Raw genomic sequence first — 21,570 nt, 5'->3', positions numbered from 1 at the left:
GTTCACGGCGCGAAGGGCTTCCGCGCGGTGAAGTAGACTTGCGGCTCGGGATGCGCCTTGTCACTGGCCGGGATGAATTCCACCTCCACCTCACGCACGACCTGCAAGCCTGTGTCGTCAATCCGTTTCCGCAGAACCGGGATGGGATAGCTGAAGGTCTGCACCCAATGGCCCATCCATTCGCCGACCCTGCCAGGGTTGTCTCTGGGGACGGTCGCCAGAACGAAGTAGCCGCCCGGAGTGAGCCACTGGGCGAACCGGGAGATCATCGCGTCTTGGTCCGTACGTGGTAGCTGCAGCATCGAGAAGAACACCAGAATCGCATCCCACGTGCCTTCGCCGAACTCGAGGTCGCGCATGTCCGCGAGTTCGAACGTCGCTGCGGGCACACGCGACCGGGACAGTTCGATCATGGTCTCGGACACGTCATACCCGGTCACGTCATGGCCAGCCTCCGCGCAGGTCAGCGCCACCAGTGCGCCGGTTCCTGATCCGACGTCGAGAATCTTCGACCGTGAGGGCAGTAGGGATAGCAGGTGCGCGAGCGTGGCGCCGAGGGCGGGCTGGTGACCGAACGCGTCCTCGTAGGCCTGTCCCAGGGCGTTGTAGAGCTGGGCGGCGGTCTCAGGAATCGGGTCTGCCATGTGGGGCACCTTTCGGGTGGGGAGGGGACTTGTGGGTGTCCGGCGAGGAAATGCCGGTGCCAGGTCACAGGGCAGAGCCGGGGCTGATCCTCCTGGCGCTGCCGCGAAGCTGCCAGCGAGCGTGCGCACAGAGCACGACCAGCGCAGTGAGGTACGGCAGCATGTGATAGACCTCGGTGGCAAGACCGAGGTCGCGGGTTTGTGCGAGCAGCGCCAGCCCGTCCATGACCGCGAACAGCGCGGCGCCCGCGACCACGCCGCCGGGAGTCTGGCGGCCGATGATCACCACCGCCAGAACAAGAAACCCTCGCCCGCCGGTCATCAGCGGGGTGAACGTGCCGATCGTGCTGACCGCCAACACAGTGCCCGCGACCCCGGCAAGTCCGCCAGCGATCAGTGCGGCCACGAGCCGGAAGCGGCCGACCGCGATCCCGCGCTGCACGGCGATGTCGCGATCCGCCGCAGCCCGCATCCGCAGACCAGCTCTCGTGGACCTGAGTGCCCATGCCGCCATGATCGCCACGCCGATCGCCAGCCACAAGCCGACGCTCAATTCCCGCATCGGCGGCCCGACCACTGGCAGGTTCGCCAGGCCAGGTACCGGCATCGTCGGCAGCAGCGGAGCGGAGATGTTCGTCCTGCCGGCCGGAGCGATGATCTCGAAGGCATACGTGGAGACACCGGCGCCGACGATCGACATCGCGATGCCGGTCAGGACAATGTCCAGACCGAGCGCCACGCTAAGCGCGTACACCAGGCCGCCCGCGACACCGGCCGCGAGACCGGTCAGCAGCCCGATCCACGGTCCGGCCGCCGCCGAGCCGAGCACCCCCGCGAGAGCGCCGACCAGCATGATCCCGTCGAGGCCCAAGTTGAATCCGGCCCCGCTGCGTTCGAGGACCATTTCGCCGAGCCCGGCCAGGATCAGTGGAGCGGCCGCGATGAATGCGGCGCCGAGCAGCAACGTCAGAAACTCAGCCATCGGCGGCCCTCCGCCGTGCGCGGTGCCGCTGGGTCAGCGCCAGTGCCAGGGCCACCGCGAGCAGCAGGACCCCTTGCGTCACTTGACCGATCGACGAGGGCGTCGATGGGGAGAGCAGTTGGATCCCGCTTGCGCCGGTGGTCAGTGACGCCATGATCAATCCGGCGGCGACGATCGGAACCGGTCGGCTGGCGCCGATCACCGCGACGACCAGACCGGTGAAACCCACGCCGCCGGCTACCCCGGGGGTGAGGTTCCCGTCGACCCCGGCCACCTGCATCCAGCCCGCGAGCCCGGCGGCCGCTCCGGAGACCGCGCCGGTGCCCAGGATCGCTCGCGCCGGTGTCACGTCGAGCCGCCCTGCGAGCCAGCGGTTCTCGGCGAACACGTCCAGGGCTCTCGCGGTCCGAGTGCGATGCCACCAGACACCGGCGATAAGCAGCAGCGCCACCACGATGACTCCTGCGGTGAGCCTGCCCGCCGTCGGCAGGAGCGGGATCTGCGACGGCCCGGGCAGTTCCGCGCTGCGCGGAGTCGAGTGGCCTTCGGGGTCCCGCATGCGCGTCCGCAGCAGGTAGGTCAGCAGATGGAGCGCGATGTAGTTGGCCATCAGCGCGGTAAGGATCTCGCTGACCCGCCAGCGCAGCAGAGGGATCGCGGGGATCATCGCCCACGCCGCGCCGCCGAACGCGCCTGCCAGCGCGCCGAAGGGCAACGCCAGCGCCATCGGCAGGTGTCCCAAGGGGGACAGCGCAACGGCCGTCGCCGTGATCGCCCCGACGATCACCTGCCCTTCGGCGCCGACGACGATGACCCCCGCCCGCAGCGCCGGGGTCGCCCCGAGCGCGATGAGGACCAGCGGTGCGGCGTAGGCGAGTGTCTGGCTGATCGCGTAGGGGGTGCCGACCGCGCCGTAGGCCCAGCCGGACACGGCGACCGCGAGATCGCCGCCCGTGACGGCGAGGATCCCGGCCACCACGGCGAAGCCACCGAGCACGCACGCTGCCCCGATGCCATAGAGCCGGGACCGGCCGGTCGCCGGCATACGCAGCCGCGTCATGCCGTGCCGTCCTCATTGGGACGGACGTCGACCAGACGGTGCACGGCATCGTCGTACTCGACCGCGGTGTGCTCGCCGACGATGCGGCCATCGCGCAGCACCAGGACACGGTCGGCCAGCGTGCGCGCTTCTTCATGGTCTGCGGAGAGCAGCAGAACCGCGGCACCCGCCGCGGCGGTGGCGAGGATCAGTTCGCGACTCTGTTGCGCGGCGCGCAGATCCAGTCCCTGGGTTGGCGCGTGCACGACCGCGACTGCGGGCGCGACGTCGAGCTCTCTGCCCATCACAAGTTTCTGGGCATTTCCGCCTGAGAGCGCGTCAGCGGACAGATCCGGGTCCGGTGGCCGGACGTCGAAGCGTGCGAGCAGGTCCCGGGCGAACTCGTCGACGGCGTTCTGGCGCACCATCCCGAAGCGGGTGAAGCGCCGGTCCCGCAGGCGCGGTAGCACTGCCGACCACTTCAGCGGCAGGCTGGGCAGGAGCGCATCGGCGCGCCGCTCGGGAATGTAGGCAACGGCTCCGGTGACGCGGCGGGTGCCGCGCTCGGGCTGGACGACCGCGGCGGCGGCCTCGGCGAGTGCACGCTGGCCGCTGCCCGCGGTTCCGGTGACGGCCACGATTTCCCGGGGCCGCACGCTCAGGTTGATGTCCCGGACTGGCGCGAGATCGTCGGTCGCGGCCCATACCCCGTCGAGGACTAGCGCAGGTTCGGCATCGTCGCCGATCGGCGGCCGGGGCGGTGGCGTACTGGAGGGCAGCTCGCCGACCATCGCCCGGGCCAAGGACAGGTCGTCGACGTCGGCTACCTGTCCGGACCAGGACACCGTGCCGTGCGAGAGCACGGTCGCGGCGTCGGCGACCGCACGTACCTCGTGTAGGTGATGAGTGATCAGCACGACGGTGATGCCGTCGTGCGCGAACTCGCGCAGCTTGACGTGCAAGCCGTGGATCTCGTCGGCGTCGAGCACGGATGTGGGTTCGTCCAGCAACAGGATCCGGGCGCCTTGTGCGACGGCGAGAGCCAGTTCGCCGAGTTGCTGCTGAGCGCGGCCCAGCCGTTTCACCGGGGTGGTCATGTCGATGGGAAGTGCGGCGGATATGGCCGCGGCATCCAGGACTTCGCGGACGTGACGTCGCCGGATCAGCTGACGTGGCTGGGTCAGCGCGAGGTTTTCGAGCAGCGTGAGCTCGCCGACCAGGCTGCCGTTTTGCGGGATCAGTCCGATTCCTTGCTCGATGGCCGAGTCTCGTGTCCGTAACCGGACCGGGTTCCCGTCCAGTTCGACGGTGCCGGTGTCCGGTTGGTCGAGACCTGCCAGGATCTTGATCGCCGTGGATTTGCCGGCGCCGTTCTCTCCGAGCACGGCGTGCACCCCAGATCCGAAGTCCAGGTCCACCCCCAGCAGAGCCTGGACGGTACCGAACCTGCGGGACACGCCGCGCAGGGAAAGAACCGGGTTCACGACCCGATCTTGATCTTGCCGTCGGCGATCTGCTGGGCGAGGTCTTGCGCCCGAGCCTGAAGGTCGACCGGAAGCGCCGGAGTCGCCTCGACCTTGGTGAGTTCGTCAAGCACCAGGGAACGGTTCCCGATCGTGCTCGTCGAGGTCTGGCCACCGAACGCGCCGTTCTTGACCCGGTCGACGATCTGGCGCAGCAGCGGGAGCATGTCAAGCTTCGCTCGGCCGATGTTGACTTTCTTGGTCTCCGCGCTGGCGGTCGATGCCATGCCGACGGTGGCCACGTTGCGAGCCGCCGCGGCCGAAGCAATGCCCGGAGAGAAACCCTCGCTGTTGGTGGCGATCATGCGTGCCCCGCTGCCGATCTGCGCGGTCGCAGCCTGATTGGCCAGTAGTGCGTCTTCCCAGCTGCCGATGAAGACCGGCTCCCGGACCTCGGCGGTCGGCTGAACGGCCTTTACCCCGAGTGCGAAGCCTTCCCACTTCTTTTTCTGCGCGGGCAACGGCTTTCCGTCGATGATGCCGATCGGGGACAGCTGTGCGTGCCCGGCGATCCACCCCAGCAAGTAGCCGTAGGAGAGGTTGTCGTAGGTCCAAGTCTCCACATTCGCGGACGTCTTCTGTTTGTCGCTGGAGTCGCCCGTGACGAGGAACTTTGTCTTGGCGTACTTCGGGTCCGCGCTGATCTTGTACATCGATGCGGAGAACGTCGCCGACCAGCCGATCACCAGGTCATAGCCCTCAGCGGCGAACTGCTGAAAATATCCCTCGGCCCTGCGTTCGTCAGCTCCTGGCCGGACCTGGGCCTCGATCTTGCCTTCCTTGGCCAGCTGATCCACCGCGGAAGCCCCAGCCTGGTTGAAGCCACCATCGTTGGCCTGACCTCCCAGGACGATTGCGACACGGGGGACCCCCGTGTCGGTGCCCGAGTCTGAAGCGCCGCATCCAGCGGCTGACGCCGCCACCAGAAGAGCCCCCACAACAGCCGCCACTGCTTTGAATCGCATGCCTTTTGATCTCCCCACCTGACAGTGCCATCAGACTGTGCCATCTCTGGCCGTGTTTCACCGAAACCCGAAACAAACCGCCGGCGGCCGATGCCGCGGCGGTGCTCGGAGAACTCTTGACGAAGCCGACGCCCAGTGGTGTCAGGGACAGGACACCCCGCCGCGGCGCCTCGGGACGTCGAACAGCGCCGCGAGCCCGTCGGGGAATTCCTCATCGACCCGCTGGTCGGGCAGTTGGACGTGCACGGTGCGGGCCTGCGCCATCGTCGCGAAGTATTCGGCCTCGTGCTCCTGCGTGTCCTCGTAGGTCGTGCGTACGCGAAGTCTCGCGACCAGGTCCGGGTGCAGATCTGGGATCAGCTGCCGGACTGTGCGTTCAAACTCATAGTTGCGCGGTGGTTCCGGGCTGTCAGCATTCGACAGGTGCAACAGCACGTGACCTAGCTCGTGGTTGGTGATGTGCGTGCGGTGCAGCTTCGAGGTGTTGCGCGGGCACAGAATCGTGTAGGTGGTCGCTGTTTCCAGCACCATGCCGAACGGCATCAAGCCAGACAGCTCGGCGGGCCGGACGATGACGTTCCGGCCGGTCTTCGCGCTGGTCGCATCCAGCAGAGCCTCGGTGCTGAACCGGTCGGGCAGGTTCAGCGATCCCAACGCCGCATGGCATTTCGCCTCGATGCGCCGCGTCTCGGCATTCACTACAGCAACCTCCCCATTGCCATAGGACGGCGTTCTCCCCGTGCGTGGTGCCTAAGTGAGAAACGCCGCTGATGAGCGAGTCCTACTTTCGGATAACGCCTGCGGCCCCGTCCGCGATGTGACGCCCCGTGAAGAGTTCCCGCGTTTCCCGTTATGTTGGGCGACGATAGCCCGGACAGGTCGTATTGTGCAACGAACTGCCGATTGTGCAGTACACTGCACATCACTGTGGGGGGAGTGATCACGATGTCCGAATCAGCACCAGATGCACTGCTGGAGACGGTGAAATCCGACGTCGGCCGCCGGTTGAAGTACGCCCGGACACATCACCCGAATGGCCGTCTCAGGACCCAGGCCGCGCTCTCCGAAGCGACAGGCGTGTCGAGGCGCGCACTCGGCGAGATCGAGGCGGGCACCGCCAACCCGAGTCTGGACACCCTGGTCAAGCTCGCGGCCGGACTCGGTGTCGAACGCGTGGCGTATCTGCTCGATGAAGCGGTGTTTGACCAGGTCAACAGCGAGTTCGACTCTCTAAGGCAGAACATCGAGGTCAAGGAAGAACTCGGTGTGTCCTCGGTCGTCTTTCGGGCGGATTCGGAGCCCCCGTCCCCCCGGGACATGGGCGGCATTTTGCAGCAGCTGCAGAAATGGGTGACGGCGGCGCAAAAAGCCAACAACCACGACGGCGGCTCCTCCCGGCCGTGACGGACTTCTATCGCTGGAGAGTCATGGAGCACGACACCGGGGCAGGCGCCGCAGGAGGCGATCTGCGCGGGGATGCACGCGAGCGGCTGGCGCGTCTTCGACTGCCGAGGTTCACGAAAATCCGTCTGCCCGAGCTGTGTGAGCGGGTAAGCGAGGCGAGGGGACGCGAGACCCGGCTCGTGCCGATGGAATTGCCCGATCAGGTCACCGGGATGTGGTTGTCGACCACGGCCGGCGTCGACTACATCGCGTTCGAGAAGCGGGCGGCGCCCGACTATCAGGCGGCCATCGTCCGGCACGAACTCGGACATGCCATCTGCGAGCACCAAGCAGGCCCGGTCGTCGACCTCACCGCGATCAAGACACTGTGGCCCTCGCTCAGCCCGAGCATGGTCCAAGGCGTGCTCGGCCGAGACCATTCGGACTCACCCGCGGAATGGCAGGCCGAGTACCTCGGAACCGTGCTCGCGAGCCGGACCCGCTGGACAGCGGACTTGACGCGCCGGATCAGCGGCGACCAGGAAATCCTCGACCTCGCCGCGCGACTGTCCGCGCTGTTCGCGCCCCGGAGCTGACCAGACCCAGTGACCACCATCGTGTACCCGCTGTGCGCGGGAATCGCCTTCCTCGCTCTGCTCTACCGCATCCGCAAAGCCGTCGCGGTCCCCAACCTCGCCAACATCGGCCTCTGCGGGATCTTCGCCTTCATCGTTCTCGGGTGGGGGCTGGTCACGCCATGGCTGTGGCATCCGATCGCCGAGACCTTCGGAATCAGCTCGCTCGGCGGCCTCTTGGCGCAGATCTCGGTGATCGCGATCATCGCCTGCAACACCGTCGTCCTCCTGCACTACGGCTACGACCGCAAGGAAGCCTGGCGCCGGGTGACGCCACGGCTCGCCCTCGTCACCGCCGTGGTGATCACCATGGTCGTGCTGTTCAACGCCACCTACACCGATGACCGCGCCGCATTCGCCGTCTCGCGAGCCATCTCCTCACCCGCCTATCTCGCCGTGTACATCTCGGCGTTCGCCGTCGGGCAGTACGACGTCCGCCGCCTCGCCCGGCGCGCCATCCGCGCCGCGCCGACCATGTGGGTCCGGCGCGCCTTCCGTGTCATCATCGCCGCGACGCTGCTGCAGCTGATCTACATCCTCGGCCGCGTCGCCGACATCCTCGCCCCGCTGCTGTTCGGTATCTCCGGCGCGGCGTGGGAACCAATCACGGTCGCCGCGCTCGGTGTGGGGTCGATCCTGTACACCGTCGGATGGTTCCTGCCAGACCTTGGCCCTCACCTCTCGGCGGCATGGGTACAGCTGAGGCGGCGGTCATTCGAACGCGAACTGGAAGGATTGCACGCCACGCTCGTGACAGCCGTCCCCCAGGTCGCCCGCCAGCTCTCCGAACGGGACACCGGCGACGGAACAGCCTTCCGGATCACCCGGTACCTGGTGGAGAACCGGGACGCCCAACGGTCCCTCACAGCCTGGATGAACCCCGACGCGACCGCGACCGCCACCCGGATCGTCGACGCCGAGCGGCTAAGCTCGGAAAAGCGGGCAGCGGCGATCGAGGCCGCTCAACTGCGGGCCGCGATCGCCGCCAAGACCAACAGGTTCCCCGCCGGACCACTGGATCCCGACAGCCGGATCGCGGAACCCGACGGCAGAGCCGAGGAAATCCTGTTCCAGCTCAGGGTGGCGCGCGCGTTCAACACTCCCCTGGTCGGCAAAGCCACCCAGGCCATGACCAACGACGCGGGCTCGCGCCGGCAGTGAGCACGCGACCGCCGAGACCGCCCGCACCGCCCTGGCACCCGGTTCGTGCCATCAGGCCTTGGACTCGCTGCCTTGCTCCCGTAACGCGCCGACGTAGGCCCGGATCTCCGTGGCCAGCTGCAGCATGTCCTGAGGGGACATCACCTGCCCCGGGTTGGGCTGCCGAAACGCGGCAGCGAAGTCTCCTCCGACCTCCCGCAGCTCTTGCAACGCGCTGAGCAATGCGCCCTGAGCTTCCAGTTTCTGCTGGTCGGCACGAGACTTCTCGTCATCGAAGAAGAAGGCCGGCGACACCTTGAAGAACGCGGCCAGGGCTTCGATCTTGTCTTTCGCCAGGCCGTGTGGCTCACGATCGTTGAGCAACTGGGCAATGTACTTGTCGGTGCAGCTTCGACCTGTGTACTTGCGGACATGCTCCGCGATCTGCTCGAGCGACGGCAGCTTGCCGTTGCCCCGCTCCTGGCCGTACTGATACCGCAGGTGCTGCAGCCTCTGCCCGAACGTCCCCTGCAGGTCCCCGCGGTCCTCGAGGTCGGCGAGCGTTTTCCCGAACTGCGTCAGGATCGCCTCCAGCCGCTCCGGGTCGGGATGCCGGGCGGGCTGGCCGGTGAACAACTTCTCGATGTACTTCTCACCGCACTGCCGTCCGGTCGTGCGGGTGACACCGACGGCGATGTCTTCGTAGGACAGCATCTGGTTGCCCAGCCCGCGCTGAGTCCAGCGGAGGTACCGCAATTTTTGCGCGAGGTTGCCGCGCGGATCGCCTCGATCCTCGTCCGCCACCGTGTCTCAGCTCCAGCCGTCACATCCGTTGCCTCACGGCATCGGACCTTCATCCCCAGTAGCAGGCCACCGCAGCATCGCGGGGTGTCTGCAGTTGCAGATCCTAACTGAATCGCGGTCACCGGAGAAAGTTGTGTCGACTTCGGATGAAACAAAAGCCGGTCGTGATCATGCCTCTACCTGCCCTTTTGGCTTGACCGGCGAGCGAGTTTGTCAATTTTTTGTCAACATGACGACGGCCAGCCAGGTAGTGGATCCGCGTTTCAGTTGACTTTCCTACCTACTTCCCTATGCTCGTCATGTCGAAGCCGGACTGGCACGCGAATCTCGTACTTGCAGCGGGATGGCGTCGCTGTTCCGAAGGGCATCGACGCAGGTCAGTCGCCTGTGGGTACAGGGGCTCATGGAGGGGGAGAGACCGATGAGTGTGCAGATGGGGATCACGCGTCTGGTGGCCGAGTCGACAGCGCCTGACCGTGACGTGCTCGTCGGTCCCCGCGGGTGTAGCGCTCGCCAGTACCAGCCCATGACCACGGCAGACCTGGGCGCCGGCTTCACCAAGGCGGCGGCCAACGCGCTGTTCCGGGCGCCATTCCCGGCGCCCGGGCCAGGCGCACAGGATGAACCATCGTGCCGCCCGGATGTCCCTCCGCGGCACGTGCCCGGCGGGCGCCGCCGTCCTCGACTGCGGTAGCGCCCGCCCACTAACGAGATCGAGTACCCCCTTCCCCCGCGGGTGCGCGGTGGCGACAACGCCGCGCGCCCACGCCGGCTCGATCGACCTGACTGCCGGCGCCCGGCAACGACCGGCCGCGGCTCGTGGACGGCCAGCACTACGAAGGGGAAGACATGCGCTCGAATCTGATTGACAGGCACGGTGTGACCAGCGCCGACGGCACGCCGATCATGGTCCACCGTGTCGGGGTCGGCCCCGACGTCGTCCTCGTCCACGGCGGAATGGACAGCTCGGTGAGCTGGATGCCGGTCGCGTCCTCGCTCGCCCGCCGCCGATATCGGTGCTGGCTGCCGCAACGACGGCGGGCCGATGCCGGTGAGGCCTACTCACTGGATCGGGAGATCGATGACCTGGCCGCGGTACTCGGGCTCGTCGACGGGGCCGCCTGCGTCGTCGGGCACTCCTATGGTGCCCTGATCGCCCTCCGTGCGCTTCTGCGCACTCCGGCGCTGCCGATCGCGACCGCCGTGCTCTACGAGCCGCCGCTGACCGCGGGCGGGCCGATCGTCGGTGACCTGCTCGCCCCGATCGCCGCCGCCGTTGCGGGCGGAGATCACGCCGCCGCGCTTCTCATGTACCTGCGCGACGTCGCCGGCCTCACTCCCGAAGCCACCCAACGCCGGACTCGAAACGCCTGGCTGCAGAGCCAGGTTCCGGCGCTGCTCTCGGAAGTTGAGGCCGCCGACCGTCTCGTGTGGACACCGGAGACCTACGCCGCGATCGCCGTGCCGACGATGTTGCTGCTCGGCGAGCGCTCAGCTCCGCACCCCAATCGCGACTCCACACTCGCGCTCGCGCAGACCCTCCCGGCCGGCCGGGTGGTGCGCATGCGGCGGCACGGACACCTGGCTCATCGCCGGGATCCGTCCTATGTCGCCGGCCTGATCCGCTCCCATCTCGCCGATCACGCGCATCCCGAGGCCACAGGAGCGGCGTGACCACTGCCCCGATGCCTCAGGCGAAACCATCCGATCGAGGAGAACCCGATGACCGACTCCACCCCGCCCGTCGCCCCGCTTCTCGTTCTCGTCCGGGACGACGAATCCGGCTGGGCGCACGTCGCCCGCCAGCCGCGCGACCCGCGCGCGACGCCGCTTTTCACCGGATTTCTGCACACCACCACAGACGAACTCGTCGCCGCCATGCGCACCGCCGGCTACAGCGTTTTCGCCACCTACGCGATCGATCCGGACACGACCAACTTCTGGTTCGCCCCCTCCTCACCGCCGACACCACCGGGTCAGCCACAGCCGGTCGCGCATGCGTCGATGGCAGCGGCATGACCACCCCCGCCTCTGCCGCGCCAGCCGAACCGTGGTGGGAAAGCAGCCCGGATGCCCACAGACTCATACTGAACCTGGGTGAGCAGAGCGCGACCGTGCCAGCCCAGGTCGCCGCGATGCTGCTGGAGCAACGTCGCCCCCGCGGTGACGCCGCCGCCGACGTCCTGCGGATGGACGCCCACGTGCGGGACCTGGAGCAACGCGCTGCCGACAGAGCAGCCGCCGACATCGCCGAATACGCGCGGCTACGACGGCTCCTCTCGCAATTCCGCCGCAGCTGGTTCGCGCGCACTCGCCGCGCTGAAGTGCGAGCCGAGTCCGAGAAGGTACACGACAGCTATCGCGAGGCGTGCAGGATCCATGCGGAGATCCTTGCCTTGAAGCGAGCCCTCCGAGCCTTTGTGATCGCGATGGAGCCTCAGGAGGGACTGCTCGCCGAAGCAGCGGCCGGATGGGCGCGCTCCCCCGCTGTTCCCGCCGGAGTAGCGGTGTTCGAGGAGGTCTCCTACTTTCTTCTGGCCGATACCCGCCGGGACGCGGCACCGGGCGGTCTTGCGGGCACCATCGGCGGCGAGGACTACGGCGAACTGTGGCGACGCGAGGGCGACGACCCGATCGAACAGCCGCTCGCACGGGCGGGATGTTGGCAGGTGGGCTACATCGCACGGACCCGCGAGATCTACGCCGTCCGGCGCTGCGGCACAGAGTCCCGCGAAGCCTGGCTGCTGGGGCGGGGATTCACCGCCGCGCGAGCGCACGCCCTGCTGGCTCCCTTAATGGCGCGGATGCAGGAGCCGAACTCACTGATCCTGGTCGCGGAAAAGGTCGTCAGCGCGGCACACCAGCACCCCGGAGGCAGCGCATGAATCCCCCGGCCAGCGTGGCCCTCGTGCTCGCCGCGACCGCCGCTTCTCTTCTCGCCTGCAGCAGCGACGCCCCCGGGCCATCCCCACCATCCACCACCGGCTGGGTGCACCCAGCCCCCACCGACCGGCCCGGACCACAGATCGTCGTCGACGGCACCGCTACCTGGCGCACCGACCACGTCGGATGCGCGGAAATGGTCACCGACCACGGGCAGAAACTCCGGCTCGTCGGCCAGGTCGCGACCGACCACGAACGCGCCGTGTTCGAAGGCGCCCCAGCCCAAGAACGCGTCCGCATCACCGGCTACACCTTCGACCCACTAGCCAACGCGACCGTGTGCGGATCAGGAATCCCTTTCGTCGCGGAAAAGGTGGAGCCACACCCGATCCGATAAACAAAACCTTCATTCGACAGTTCGCGGACCTCTATACCACTCGGTCCTCGAACGCTTCACCGTGCCCAAAAATGTGCATTAAAATGCGGCAAGAAAATCTTTTCGTAATTGGTTGACAGAGCATTTAACGGTTGTGCAGAGTGAGTCGTGAGCCGGGACACCCCAGTTCACAGGCCAGCATCGAAGTCACTGGCCGCACGTCGGAACGCGGGTGGCCCACACGGGAAATAAAGCTGAAGTCACCGTTCGGCATTGCGCCTATTCGACTCTTCCCATCCCGTGAATTGAGGGCCTGCGCGCAACTATTTCGGCGTGTTGCACACGCCAACCGAGTAACGGGGGCAACACATGGCAGTACGACCATCTCGCGCAGCCGGCGTGATCGCCGGATGCGCGGCGCTCGCCGGGATCACGGCCGCGACACCCGCGATCGCCACGACCGGCCAGGACGGCGACCGAGTCGCCGTCACGGGCAGCACACCGGCCTGGGCCACACCGGCCGCCAAGGTCGGCGGCACCGACGGCGGCGCCCAGCGTCGCATCCAGGTCGCGCTGGCCCTGCGAGATCGGGCCGGCGCCGAGCGGCTGGCGACGGCGATCAGCACGCCCGGCTCACCGCACTACCGCAAGGTCTTGACGGCCGACCAGTTCACAAACCGGTTCGCCGCGACCAACGACACCGTCGACAAGGTCCGCGGCTGGCTGCAGAAGCAGGGCGTCCGCATCACCGCGGTGTCGGCGAACCGGCACCTCATCGAGGCTGTCGCCGACACCTCCACCTTGGAAAAAGCCTTTGGCGCCAAGCTTTCCACCTACCAGCACCGCGGAAAGCACGGCAAGGTCGAGAACCTGGTCGCCCCGGAGTCCGCGATCACCCTTCCCGCCTCCCTTCGTGATGCGGTGACCGCGGTGGTCGGACTGGACGACTCCGAGAAGACCATCACTCCGCAGCGGGTGGATCGCCGCGCGCCTGCGGTACAGGCACAGGCTGTGGCCGGGACGGGCTGCGCGACGTACTGGGGCCAGACCGTCAACACCAGCGTGCCCCGCAAATATCCCGATCAGTCCAACGAAATCTGCGGCTACAACACGGCGCAGACCTGGGGACTGTACGGGCTGACCGCCACGCAGACCGGAGCCGGAACAAACATCGGCATCGTCGCCGCCTACAACAGCGACCGCACCTTCGCCGACGCCAACCGCGCGGCCGCGAAATTCGGCTCGCCGCCACTGGCACCCGGCCAGTACACCGTGAAGCTGCCTGACGGCGGATTCAACCCGGACCCCGCCTGCGAGCCCGACGGTTGGGCTAGTGAACAGGCCCTCGACGTTCAGGCAGCGCACACCATCGCCCCGGCGGCGAAGATCACCTACTACGCCGGGCGGGACTGCCGCGGTCTCTACACCGCGCTCAACAAGGCCGTCGCGGACAACGAAGTCGGGATCATCACCAACTCGTGGGCCTACAACGGCGACGAGACGACCGCGTCGCCCGCAGCCCGGCAGCTGATGGATTCCATCGGCGTCCAGGCCGCCATCCAGGGCCAGTCGATCTTGTTCTCCTCCGGCGACGCGGGCGACCTGTCCGGTGTGACCGGCGGAAAGCAGTCGGCGACCTTCCCGAGTTCGCACCCGTGGGTCACCGCCGTCGGCGGCACCTCGGCCGCGATCGACGGCGCGGGCAAGAAACTCTGGGACACCGGCTGGACCTCCACCGGGCTGGTCCAGTCCGGTGACCGCTATGTCCCGACCCAGGACAGGGACGGGCCGTTCGCGGGCGGTGCCGGCGGTGGCGTGTCGCAGGTGTTCGAGCGTCCGGAGTACCAGGCGGGCAAGGTGTCCAGCACCCGCCGAGCGGTTCCCGACATCGCCGCCCTGGCCGACGCCTACACCGGTTTCGCCGTGGGACACACCGTTCCCGGCCACGGCTACGTCGAATACGCCTCCGGAGGCACCAGCCTCGCCTCGCCGCTGTTGGCGGGCATGATCGCCGCCTCCGCGCAGGCCGCGGGCATCGATCGGCTCGGGTTCGTCAACCCCGCGATCTACGACCTCGCGGGAACAACGGCGATCTCGGACGTCAAGCACCGCGACGGCGGGGTCTGGACCGATCGGCTGGGCTCCTACGGCGGGGTCTCCGTTCCCCCGGGGCAGGGCAGCTACCTCGTGGACTTCGACCAGAAGCCTCAGTCGCTGCAAAGCGGCCCCGGCTGGGACCCGCTGACCGGCGTCGGCACACCGGCCGCCGGTTTCCCGGCCGCGCTCAGCAAGTAGCCCCGGTTCGTGCCGTGGCGGCGCTCCTCGCAGGAACGCGCCGCCACGGCACCCCGGCCACATCCCAGTAATCCCCAGGAAAGGAGGCTCCGATGGACAAAGACGGCGACCAGACCCCGCGACCGAATCAGACCGGACACGAGCAGGACGCCTCGCTCGGCCCGAACACCCCACCGGGACGGCGCGGCTCGACGGAGCCGCCCTCGAGCGCACGGAACCGCCGGTCCGGGCTGGCCGCGATCGCGGGGCTGGCCGCCGTCACAATCGCGCTGGCAGCCGCGATCATCATCACCTCCGGCGAGCCGACGGCGACGATCACCACCTTGCCCGACACCCCGCACGCGTCAGCCAGCGAACCGATCGTGGCACCGCAGGAGATCAACGCACAGAGCCTCGCCGAACTCCCCCACGCTACGACCTTCACCACTATTTCCGCCGCACCACAGGACCCCGCGCCCAGTGCGCGCACCTCGGGCCGGATTATCCACCCCACCGCGACGATCGCGGTGTACGCGCAGCCCGGCGGGCCGCCGATCGCGGCACTCCCCGCGCAGCAGACGTTCGGCGAGCTGAGGACCGAAACGAAAGTCCCCGTGATCACCGAGGAACCCGGCTGGGCGCAGGTCCTGCTTCCCAGCCGTCCCAACGGATCCACCGGCTGGGTGTCCCTCGATGACCCGGCCGTCTCCGTCGAACGCAGCAAGCACCGCCTCGTCGTCGACCGCGCTCGCTTCACCCTGACGCTGTTCGAACAGGACCGCCACATCGGGGTCTGGACGGTCGGCATCGGCAAGCCGGGCGCAATCACCCCGGTGGGCCGAACCTTCATCCTCTCATCCATTTTGGACACCAGCCCGAAAGCGTTCAGCCGTGTCGTCCTGCCGCTCGGGTCGCATTCGGACACCTACTCCAGCTATGGCGGCGGCCCGGGGACTGTCGGCATCCATTCCTGGCCCACCCCAGCGGTTTTCGGGCGGGCCTCCTCAGACGGCTGCATCCGCGTTCCCGCCGACGCACTCGACGTGATCTCCCGAACCGTGCCCCTGGGCAGCCTCGTGGAGATCACGTGACCACCCGCATTCACTTCACTCAGTCAAGGGGGGACCACGTGGTCCACACACTCGAACGACCTGCCACCCGCCGGCCGCTCGTGACCGCCGGCATCGGCGTCATCCTCGCCGCAGGTGTCATCGGCGTCACCGCCTCCACCACAGCACCGGCCGCCGCCGCAGCCGGATCCACCGCGTTCGGTGTCAGGGCAACCGGGAACGAGAACAAGGCCGCCAACAGCGGCTCCCTCTCCGGAATGTCGTTTTCCGCGTCGGGAATCTCGACCGAGACCCGGCCCGGCTACGCCAAGGCGACCGTCGGCAGCTTGACCGTCGGCGGCAAGGCACTCGGCTCAGTCACCGCGACCTGCGAGCAAGGGGTCACCAAGGTCACCTTCTCCGGCAGCGCCCAGAACACCAAGTTCTTCCAGGTCGTCCCCGGAAAGGGCGGCGGCCCCAGCGTCGTCGGCATCACCGTCACCATCACCGACGCCAAGGGCACGAAGAGCCAGACCGTGGCCGCCGCCGGAGTGAGCTGTGACAAGGCGACGACCCCGCCGACCACACAGCCGCCGACCGGCAAACCCAACCCGACCGGCACGCCGGCCCCCACGGGCAAACCCACCGGCAAGCCCGGTACCCCGACGCAGGGGACCGGCAAGCCCGGAGCGGGTAAGCCGCGGGCGGGCACGGCACCGGAGAAGGACGCCACGCCGGTCCCGCCGCGACCGGGCCACCACGCGGTGACCGGGTGATACCCGCCGGGGCAGTGCCCGCCAGCGCTGCCCCGGCGCCTCTCCCCGTTCCCGCGGAAAGGCTCGTGCACCTCACGGGCGTGCCAACCGGCTGGAACGGACAACAACCCGAGGGAAAGCACCGGGTTTTCCCTTAATCCCAACAGTGAATGAACGACGACGCGGCTTTCGCCGCATCTTGGAGGAGAAACGTGAACTCGACGACCACCACAACCGGCCGCGGCCGGATCGCGCTGACCGCGCTCGCACTCGGCGCACTCGCCGTGGGCGGGGCCGCCGTGACCACGAGCACCGCCAGTGCCGCACCCTCCGGGGTCATCAGCATCGACGGCAACTGGGACCCCGGCTCCGCGCACGCCAGACTGAAACTCGCCCCCGACGCGGACGTCGGCCCCGTTCCCGGTGGCCTCGCGGGAAGCGACGTACCCGCGATCGCGCCGGACGGGACCGAAGTCCGCGGCCTGCAGTCCGACCCGTGGTCGGGCCTGGCGCACCGCCGCGGCGACAACCAGGCCATGCGCTCCGCAGGCGGAGTACAGGCGCAGGGCGGCTCCTACGTCGACATCACCGCCAACGGTGCCCGGCTGCGCGCATCGGTCCCGAGCGGACGCGTCCTTGCCCTCGGCTACCGCAACTCGACCGCCTACGTCGGCTGCAAGATCCCGCACGGCGGCTACACCTGGGGCTGGATGAGCCTTTACACCTCGGGCGGATGGCGCAGCGGCTGGATGCGCAGCGACCTGTGGGAAATCCGCCAAGGCACCGGACCCGGCGGCGGCGGCACCGGATATGTCCCGTGGTGCTGAACCGGCTCCGGAGCTGATCGGGATCACGGACACGGCTTGGTCACCGTGGAAGCCCACGTGACCAAGCCGCCCCCACCCGGCGCAACGGAACAGGTCCCGCGCGCGAGGTTCCACGCGCCCCACCAGCACAACCGGCAGTGAACGGTTATTCACATCACACACCGTCGTAAAGCTGCACGAGCAGCTAAATACGCCGGTTCACCCGCCCGCCCCTCGTTCGCCCGGCCGCACCGCTGGTGCCACCGCTCAACCTGTCGTGTCACCAGCTCTGCCCACCTACTGGAGGAACTACCACTATGTCCAACAACATCTTCACCCGCCGTACCATCGCCACTCTCTTTCTAGGTGCGATCACTACCGGCGCTGCTCTCGCCGCCGCCGGAACCGCCCTCGCCGATGCTGCACCAGGCCACATCACCCAGACGCAGGCCGGCCCCGCCTCCCACCTGCACGGCACCGGCACCACGGGCACTGCGCCGGACGGCACGCGCATCACGTTCAGAACGCCCGACAGCCGCGAGTTGTAGCTGGACACGCGGAGACCGCACTGCGGAATCCAGGCACGCTGACGACGCGCAAGGCATCGTTGCGGACACCACGCCGTGATCGGCCGCTGGACCGGGGCCGGGCCTCTTTCATCCCCTCCCCGAAGCCCGGCCCCACCACCGCTTCCGCCACACTTTCGACAAGGAGTTCACGTGCACGACGCATACTCCAATGCCATTCGCCGGACGGCGCGTCGCTTCGACTCAATCGACGATCAGCTTGGGCCCCGTGCCGATCGCTACTTCGGCGACGGATTCAAACGAGTGTCACACCAGATCACCAACGCTGTCCTGGATACTCGCGACAGCTCAATTACCGCCCATGCACGGCTGCGGTATCCGCCAGACTGGTCCTCCAAAACTTCCGACGTACTCCGAACACCGCACTTGAGTTCCCTCGACGTAGCGGCGCTGGCCGTGCAACTCGCCGACTTGTATTTCACCGCGACCTTCGGCCTCACCGATGAGCAACGTCGCGGGCTGACGATCCGACGGTTGACCGTCAAGGCCGGAAGCTCCCCCCAGCAACAGCTCACTGATGTGTCAATGTCAGCGCAGCGTGTTGTGACCAAGAGCGACACTCATGCCGCTCTCACGCGATTGACGGGTAATGTCGGCGGACTGGCGACTCTGTGTGAGGTCGTTCACCCCCGCCATCTGCATGTCCGCACGAGTGGGCCACGTATAGTCAGCGCCGAAAAGGCGCTCGGCGATCCGGCACATCGCTATTTCGGCACCGGATTCCAGACCCGTGATCATGAGCTGCGCGACGTCGTTGTGGCTGAGAATCACACTGTTGTCTCCGCGACCGCGCGCGTCATGGGCGCTGAGATTCACCCAAACGGCATCGCCGGGCGGTACCAGCCCGCCATCACCTTGATCGACGGCATGATCGTCCTCGCACAGCTCGCTCAAAGTTTGCTCTACGACCTCGACGACGTGGACCGCGGCGACAGCAACACCCTGTGGCTGCGCAAATTCGACGTGGTCGGTCCGCCTCCGCACCAGCGTCTCGGTACGCCGTTTCGCGCCTCGGCCTCGGTCACCCGTACGGGGCTGGTGAACTTCGCCGGCGGCACGTGGCGTACTTCCTCGTGGCGGGCCCTGTTCAGCGGTTTGCATTTCCAGTTCCGTCTAGCGCACGAACTTCCAACCGGCCGGGAGTCCGCATGAACGCCAGCCCCGCACTCCGCCAGGACGACATTCTTATCGTTGTCGAAGGCGCTGCCCGGTTGAGCTGGATCCGGACCGGTCCAGCGCGCTGGCGTCCGAGCGGCCTGTGGCCGACCCGTGAGCAGGAAGCCGAGATCGCCGAGCATGTCGACGGTGGCGCGCCATTACTGGTGGTGCTCGCCGAAATGCCGACGATCGTGCCCCTGCTTACCGAAGAACTGATCGACGCCCCGGAAGACTTGATGAAGCTCGCGGAGTTCACCGGCTACGTCAGTGAGTTACGCATCCCGTTCCTTGGGTGGCTGCCACCGAAACTCCGCGAGCGTGGCCAGCGCTTCTTTGAGTCCACCCGTTCCCGTGCGACACCACCACCGGTCTTGCAGTCTCCGTTGCTTGTCGAACCTGCCGCCCTCGGCGATCACGAGCACGTCCGCTTCGCCCGTTGGCTGGGCACCGGCCACCCCCCGCTCGACGCCCTCGCCCCTGCGGCTCACCGCGTCTTCTCTGGAGCATCGACATGAGTGCAAGCAAGGCCCTGCGCCTGGCCATTTCGGGTACCTACTCCACCGGCAAGAGCACTACAACCGAGGCGGTGGCATTGGCGACCGGTCTCCCCCGCACTCACGCCAAGACCTCCCGCGAAATCCTCGCGGACGTCGTTCCCGGCAAGCAGGTCCAGGAGCTGTCGGCGATGGAGCTGATCAAGCTCGGACTGAGACGATTCGAGGAGCGCGTAGCGAACGAGTCGATCCCGGGTGGGTTCGTCTCCGACGGGTCGGTCGTGCACGAGTGGGTATACGGCGAAGCCCGGATGCGAGTCGGGATCAACCCCGGCGCCAACTGGGCACTGCGGCAGCTCAAAACTCTCTCGGGATACCGCGTACGACGGTTCTATCAGCAGTACATGGACATTTACGGCGACCTCACCAAAGACCGCGCCCGGCGACTCTACGACGCTTACATCCATCTGCCTGTCGAGTTCCGCATGCACGCGGACCGGCACCGGCCAGTGTCGGAAGAGTTCCGGCTGCTCTCGGACAGACTCCTGCTGGAGTCGCTCGACGAGCTCGGCCTCCCGTACCTGATCGTCCGGGGCTCGATCGCCGAGCGAGTCGAGCAGATCGTGGACCACCACCAGCTACCGCTGGTGATGCCGGTCAACGAGGCGATCGCGCGAGCCGAGGACCGTGTCCGCGCCGCGACCGACCTCATCGAAGCCGATGCGCGTGTTCACGAAGCACGCCGCCGCAAATCCCTGTACCGCCGGATCACTTACGCCCTGCGGTACTGATCGGAGAGCTCCATGACCCCGACAAAGATCATCAGCGGGCGGGGAGGCCCGGACAAGCCAGACCCGTTCCGGCGTACCGGTCATCGGCCTCCGATGACTTGGGCGAGGCACCTGCGGCACCTGGGTTATGCATCTTTCCGCCATGCTCAGGGAAACCAGGCCGCACAAGTCCATTTTGTGCAGAGCTACCTGCGTACCGTGCTCGAGTACGGAACGCCGGGGACGCTGCCACCGCTGGAGCCGATCCTCGACCGCGCGCGACGTATGGCAGTCCCAACTGGGCATCTCCCGGTCGATGGCGCATTGTCCCGCGCGCAATTTCTGTTCTGGTCCCACAACATCTGGGACATTGCCCGTGCGCTAGTGCATCGCGATCCCGCCGTGCTACCCGATCGTGACCTTCTGGACGCACGCGCGGCAGACGTTGGCGCGGAGCCTGGCATGAGCAGTTTTCAGCGAGCCGGAGCTAGCCGAGCTCGCAGGTGCCTTCGAGGTCTACCGCGCAGGCGCCGCCGCGACATCGGCTGCGGCCCAGGTGATCGACAAGTTGTTCGTCCCGCAGCTCCTGGAGGTCGAACTCGGATTCCAGGGGCTCGGCGCGCGCTATCCGCGGCGGCCACGGACCGACGGAGGCGACAAGCACGAGAGCCGCATGTTCGGCCACTGTCGCACCGCCCACACGCGCTTCGCCTTGGGGAAGGCTTCCATTACCGACGTGGTCTACCGGCAGGTGTGCCGCAGCCTCGATCAACTTCGAGATTCCACCGCCGCCGGGACAGCGGTAGCGGCCCGCTACGACCTGCTGATCCGGCTCTACAACCTGCACCACCCCGGCCCTTCCGTGTCCTTACTGCACATCCCAGCGAACACCTTCGCGCGAAGACCGGGTGCCCACATGGACTCACCAGGGCACGACCCATCCGCCTGACCTCAGACCTGCCCACAGGTCCGGAAAGGACATTTCATGTTCACCTTGACGAAATTGCTGAATGCCGCCCTGCTGCTCAGCACGATCGCCATCACCGGAGCGACCCTCGGTATCGGCTCTGCCGACGCGGAAACATTGGTACCGAGTGGAAAAGGTGCAGTCACTCCAGCCCAAGACTGGGCGGACTCGTTGATCCCGAGACACGCGATCGGGCCGGCAGGGAACTTCGATCCGAACGGTCGGCAGATCACCGGAGTATCCGGATTCGCCGGTGTTGAGGAGGCCGGGGTCCTGATCACCGATGTACCCACCATTTTGTGAACCGGGGTTGCACCTGCGATTGACAAGCCTCCA

General features: G+C 67.3%; 24 protein-coding genes. 17 read left to right on the top strand and 7 right to left on the bottom strand.

The features are described from left to right. Positions 1 to 2: 2 nt before the first annotated feature. From ACLJQ7_RS01720 to ACLJQ7_RS01695, 6 genes are all read right to left on the bottom strand, one after another. Positions 3 to 644, bottom strand: coding sequence for a class I SAM-dependent methyltransferase (locus tag ACLJQ7_RS01720; protein WP_410646322.1), 642 nt, complete (start codon positions 642 to 644; stop codon positions 3 to 5). 64 nt (positions 645 to 708) lie between these two features. Further along, positions 709 to 1,626, bottom strand: coding sequence for an ABC transporter permease (locus tag ACLJQ7_RS01715; protein WP_410646321.1), 918 nt, complete (start codon positions 1,624 to 1,626; stop codon positions 709 to 711). Beyond that, positions 1,619 to 2,686, bottom strand: a complete 1,068-nt coding sequence (locus ACLJQ7_RS01710) for an ABC transporter permease (protein ID WP_410646320.1) — start codon at positions 2,684 to 2,686, stop codon at positions 1,619 to 1,621. The genes ACLJQ7_RS01715 and ACLJQ7_RS01710 overlap by 8 nt, the downstream gene beginning before the upstream one ends. Beyond that, positions 2,683 to 4,149 (bottom strand): ATP-binding cassette domain-containing protein, encoded by a 1,467-nt coding sequence (locus ACLJQ7_RS01705; RefSeq protein ID WP_410646319.1) that lies wholly within the window; start codon positions 4,147 to 4,149, stop codon positions 2,683 to 2,685. Before ACLJQ7_RS01705 ends, ACLJQ7_RS01710 begins: the two co-directional genes overlap by 4 nt. Continuing rightward, positions 4,146 to 5,153, bottom strand: a complete 1,008-nt coding sequence (locus ACLJQ7_RS01700) for a BMP family ABC transporter substrate-binding protein (protein ID WP_410646318.1) — start codon at positions 5,151 to 5,153, stop codon at positions 4,146 to 4,148. The genes ACLJQ7_RS01705 and ACLJQ7_RS01700 overlap by 4 nt, the downstream gene beginning before the upstream one ends. 141 nt (positions 5,154 to 5,294) lie before the next feature. Further along, positions 5,295 to 5,852 carry a hypothetical protein gene (locus ACLJQ7_RS01695; protein WP_410646317.1) on the bottom strand — a complete coding sequence of 186 codons (558 nt, stop codon included), beginning with the start codon at positions 5,850 to 5,852 and terminating at the stop codon, positions 5,295 to 5,297. Positions 5,853 to 6,098: 246 nt separating this feature from the next. Between ACLJQ7_RS01695 and ACLJQ7_RS01690 the strand changes: the two genes are divergently transcribed. From ACLJQ7_RS01690 to ACLJQ7_RS01680, 3 genes are all read left to right on the top strand, one after another. After that, the gene (locus ACLJQ7_RS01690; protein WP_410646990.1) at positions 6,099 to 6,557 is read left to right on the top strand and encodes a helix-turn-helix domain-containing protein; all 459 of its coding nucleotides are present in this window, start codon (positions 6,099 to 6,101) and stop codon (positions 6,555 to 6,557) included. Between the two features lie 185 nt (positions 6,558 to 6,742). Continuing rightward, positions 6,743 to 7,132, top strand: a complete 390-nt coding sequence (locus ACLJQ7_RS01685; protein ID WP_410646316.1) for a hypothetical protein — start codon at positions 6,743 to 6,745, stop codon at positions 7,130 to 7,132. 9 nt (positions 7,133 to 7,141) lie between these two features. After that, positions 7,142 to 8,332 (top strand): MAB_1171c family putative transporter, encoded by a 1,191-nt coding sequence (locus ACLJQ7_RS01680; RefSeq protein ID WP_410646315.1) that lies wholly within the window; start codon positions 7,142 to 7,144, stop codon positions 8,330 to 8,332. A gap of 51 nt (positions 8,333 to 8,383) precedes the next feature. Here ACLJQ7_RS01680 and ACLJQ7_RS01675 read toward each other — a convergent pair whose 3' ends face one another. Then, positions 8,384 to 9,115, bottom strand: a complete 732-nt coding sequence (locus ACLJQ7_RS01675; protein ID WP_410646314.1) for a hypothetical protein — start codon at positions 9,113 to 9,115, stop codon at positions 8,384 to 8,386. A gap of 849 nt (positions 9,116 to 9,964) precedes the next feature. Between ACLJQ7_RS01675 and ACLJQ7_RS01670 the strand changes: the two genes are divergently transcribed. The 14 genes from ACLJQ7_RS01670 to ACLJQ7_RS01605 all read left to right on the top strand — a co-directional run bounded on the left by ACLJQ7_RS01670 (position 9,965) and on the right by ACLJQ7_RS01605 (position 21,537). Then, positions 9,965 to 10,789: an alpha/beta fold hydrolase gene (locus tag ACLJQ7_RS01670; RefSeq protein ID WP_410646313.1), complete on the top strand. Its 825-nt coding sequence runs from the start codon at positions 9,965 to 9,967 to the stop codon at positions 10,787 to 10,789. A 48-nt stretch (positions 10,790 to 10,837) separates the two neighbouring features. Continuing rightward, on the top strand, positions 10,838 to 11,134 hold the full coding sequence (locus ACLJQ7_RS01665) for a hypothetical protein (protein WP_410646312.1): 297 nt from the start codon (positions 10,838 to 10,840) through the stop codon (positions 11,132 to 11,134). Between the two features lie 95 nt (positions 11,135 to 11,229). After that, positions 11,230 to 12,000, top strand: coding sequence for a hypothetical protein (locus tag ACLJQ7_RS01660; protein WP_410646311.1), 771 nt, complete (start codon positions 11,230 to 11,232; stop codon positions 11,998 to 12,000). After that, complete coding sequence (locus tag ACLJQ7_RS01655; protein ID WP_410646310.1) at positions 11,997 to 12,395, top strand: hypothetical protein; 399 nt, start codon at positions 11,997 to 11,999, stop codon at positions 12,393 to 12,395. Before ACLJQ7_RS01660 ends, ACLJQ7_RS01655 begins: the two co-directional genes overlap by 4 nt. A gap of 348 nt (positions 12,396 to 12,743) precedes the next feature. After that, positions 12,744 to 14,669, top strand: a complete 1,926-nt coding sequence (locus tag ACLJQ7_RS01650; RefSeq protein ID WP_410646309.1) for a protease pro-enzyme activation domain-containing protein — start codon at positions 12,744 to 12,746, stop codon at positions 14,667 to 14,669. A 92-nt stretch (positions 14,670 to 14,761) separates the two neighbouring features. Beyond that, the gene (locus tag ACLJQ7_RS01645) at positions 14,762 to 15,739 is read left to right on the top strand and encodes a L,D-transpeptidase family protein (protein WP_410646308.1); all 978 of its coding nucleotides are present in this window, start codon (positions 14,762 to 14,764) and stop codon (positions 15,737 to 15,739) included. Positions 15,740 to 15,777: 38 nt separating this feature from the next. Next, complete coding sequence (locus ACLJQ7_RS01640; protein ID WP_410646307.1) at positions 15,778 to 16,473, top strand: hypothetical protein; 696 nt, start codon at positions 15,778 to 15,780, stop codon at positions 16,471 to 16,473. Between the two features lie 191 nt (positions 16,474 to 16,664). Then, the gene (locus tag ACLJQ7_RS01635) at positions 16,665 to 17,279 is read left to right on the top strand and encodes a hypothetical protein (RefSeq protein ID WP_410646306.1); all 615 of its coding nucleotides are present in this window, start codon (positions 16,665 to 16,667) and stop codon (positions 17,277 to 17,279) included. 296 nt (positions 17,280 to 17,575) lie between these two features. Next, positions 17,576 to 17,806: a hypothetical protein gene (locus ACLJQ7_RS01630; RefSeq protein WP_410646305.1), complete on the top strand. Its 231-nt coding sequence runs from the start codon at positions 17,576 to 17,578 to the stop codon at positions 17,804 to 17,806. Positions 17,807 to 17,977: 171 nt separating this feature from the next. Beyond that, on the top strand, positions 17,978 to 18,997 hold the full coding sequence (locus tag ACLJQ7_RS01625) for an AvrD family protein (protein ID WP_410646304.1): 1,020 nt from the start codon (positions 17,978 to 17,980) through the stop codon (positions 18,995 to 18,997). Beyond that, positions 18,994 to 19,518 carry a hypothetical protein gene (locus tag ACLJQ7_RS01620; protein ID WP_410646303.1) on the top strand — a complete coding sequence of 175 codons (525 nt, stop codon included), beginning with the start codon at positions 18,994 to 18,996 and terminating at the stop codon, positions 19,516 to 19,518. The genes ACLJQ7_RS01625 and ACLJQ7_RS01620 overlap by 4 nt, the downstream gene beginning before the upstream one ends. Then, positions 19,515 to 20,288: an AAA family ATPase gene (locus tag ACLJQ7_RS01615; protein ID WP_410646302.1), complete on the top strand. Its 774-nt coding sequence runs from the start codon at positions 19,515 to 19,517 to the stop codon at positions 20,286 to 20,288. Before ACLJQ7_RS01620 ends, ACLJQ7_RS01615 begins: the two co-directional genes overlap by 4 nt. A gap of 535 nt (positions 20,289 to 20,823) precedes the next feature. Continuing rightward, on the top strand, positions 20,824 to 21,216 hold the full coding sequence (locus tag ACLJQ7_RS01610; RefSeq protein ID WP_410646301.1) for a hypothetical protein: 393 nt from the start codon (positions 20,824 to 20,826) through the stop codon (positions 21,214 to 21,216). 36 nt (positions 21,217 to 21,252) lie between these two features. Beyond that, entirely contained in the window at positions 21,253 to 21,537 is a 285-nt protein-coding gene (locus ACLJQ7_RS01605) for a hypothetical protein (protein ID WP_410646300.1), read from the top strand. Positions 21,538 to 21,570: the final 33 nt, after the last annotated feature.

The sequence above is a fragment of the Amycolatopsis sp. cmx-4-54 genome, from assembly GCF_046548895.1.
In the GTDB taxonomy this organism is placed as follows: domain Bacteria; phylum Actinomycetota; class Actinomycetes; order Mycobacteriales; family Pseudonocardiaceae; genus Amycolatopsis.
Note: the sequence above shows the minus strand (reverse complement) of the source record. Positions and strands in the feature narration are given on the sequence as shown.